We start from the raw sequence: 1,269 nt of genomic DNA, 5'->3' as shown, positions 1-1,269 counted from the left end.
GCGTGGAGATGTGCGAGGCCACCGCGACGGGCGGCACGTTCGAGTGCAGCTTCGTGGCGGCTAAGGGGATGGACGGCCAGCAGGTGACCGTGACCGCGACCGACGCGGCAGGTAACACCTCGGTCGCAGGCGACGGCGGGACGCTGCTAGTCCAGCCCGAGGCCGTGGATCCGACCGAGCCGACCATCACTGTGACCCCGGCGCAGCCGGTCGCCGGGCAGAAAGTCGAGATCGAGGTCACCGGTGACGCGGGCGACGAGGTCGTGATCGTCTCCGGCAGCAAGGAGATTTGCCGGGTCATGCTCGACCAGGACGGGACCGCCACCTGCGAGTGGACCCCCGCGGCGGAAGGACAGACCGTCCTCAAGGCCACGGTGGGGGGCCAGACGGTGGAGAAGACCATCACCGTCCGGCCTGCGGACGGAGGTAGTGGGGGCGACGACAACGGCTCCGGCTCGCTCGACTCCGGCTCCCTCGGCAGCCTCGTCGGCGGGACCGGAGGAACGTCCGGATCGCTCGGGTCACTGAGCTCGCTCGGCGGCTGACACCGCGTATCGCCGAGGGCCCGCCTTCTCATCCAGAGAAGGCGGGCCCTCGTCGTCGTCGTCGTCGTTACCTCCCGCCCCCACCAGGCGAGAACACGTTCTACCCTGGGGGCATGGTCACCACACCCACCGCCCGCGACCTCACCCTCGCACAGATCCTCGAGCGGCAGCAGCAGGCGTTCCTCGCCGACCCACAGCCCAGCGCCAAGGTCCGCCGCGACCGGATCCTCCGGCTCAAGCGGCTCGTCCTGGACAACGCCGCCGAGCTCACCGAGGCGATGCGCGAGGACTACGGCTCCCGCCCCGAGGCCCTGTCGACGCTCACCGACATCGCGTCCTCGATGCCGGACCTGGACCATCAGCGCAAGAACGTCAAGAAATGGATGAAGCCCACCCGCATCTCCCGCGCGCTCGACAAGCTGGGCTTCCAGCAGGAGGTCCGGCACGATCCCAAGGGCGTGGTGGGGATCATCGGGCCCTGGAACTTCCCGCTTTACCTCACGATCGTCCCGGCCGGGTCCGCGCTGGCCGCCGGCAACCGCGTGATGATCCGACCTTCCTCCGTCACAGCCCTCACCACCGAGGTGCTGTGCCGGCGGGCGCCCGACTACTTCTCCGTGGACGAGCTGGCCATCGCCGGCCCCGAGCACGGCCGCGGCGCCGACTTCTCCAAGCTCGCCTACGACCACCTGTTCTTCACCGGCTCACCGGGTGTGGGTAAGTC

Annotated in this window: 1 protein-coding gene and 1 pseudogene; both read left to right on the top strand. The window is 69.6% G+C overall.

Annotation, left to right across the window (positions count from 1 at the left end):
* Positions 1 to 545 (top strand): annotated as a pseudogene (locus ACWIE7_RS19330) (hypothetical protein); the annotation flags it as partial.
* A gap of 113 nt (positions 546 to 658) precedes the next feature.
* On the top strand, positions 659 to 1,269 hold a 611-nt coding region (locus tag ACWIE7_RS19325), incomplete at its 3' end, for an aldehyde dehydrogenase family protein (protein ID WP_454070355.1).

The sequence above is a fragment of the Dietzia sp. NPDC055343 genome, assembly GCF_053645265.1.
Note: the sequence above shows the minus strand (reverse complement) of the source record. Positions and strands in the feature narration are given on the sequence as shown.